Origin of the sequence: Burkholderia sp. GbtcB21, from assembly GCF_019091065.1 — a bacterium.
Classification (GTDB): Bacteria; Pseudomonadota; Gammaproteobacteria; order Burkholderiales; family Burkholderiaceae; genus Burkholderia; species Burkholderia pyrrocinia_C.
In genome coordinates this window covers 1-284 of record NZ_JAGXKA010000201.1, presented here as the reverse complement: position 1 = coordinate 284, position 284 = coordinate 1, and the positions used below count along the sequence as shown (strand labels likewise).

Genomic DNA, 284 nt, shown 5'->3' with positions numbered 1-284 from the left:
TGACCCGGGTCGTACGGCTTGAACGTGCTCGCCGTGTTGTGCACGTTCGTCACCTTGTTCGGCACCGTCAGCGTCTGCCCTGCCTTCAGCTCGTCCGTGCTCTTCAGCCCGTTCGCATCCGCCAGCACGTACCACAGCGTCTCGTCTCCCCACAGCGCCGACGCGATCGACTTCAGCGTCTCCCCTTCCCGCACCGTCCACGTCCCCGGGCTCGCCCCCGGATACGTTCCGTCGATGCGCATGTAGTTCTCGTCGAAGTCCGCCACGCTCACCGGCGTCGTCAC

At 65.8% G+C, this 284-nt stretch carries 1 protein-coding gene; it reads right to left on the bottom strand.

All coding sequences use genetic code 11. From position 1 onward, the window contains the following. A partial coding sequence (locus KVT39_RS38815) for a LysM peptidoglycan-binding domain-containing protein (protein WP_217591466.1) occupies nt 1-284 on the bottom strand: 284 nt, incomplete at both ends.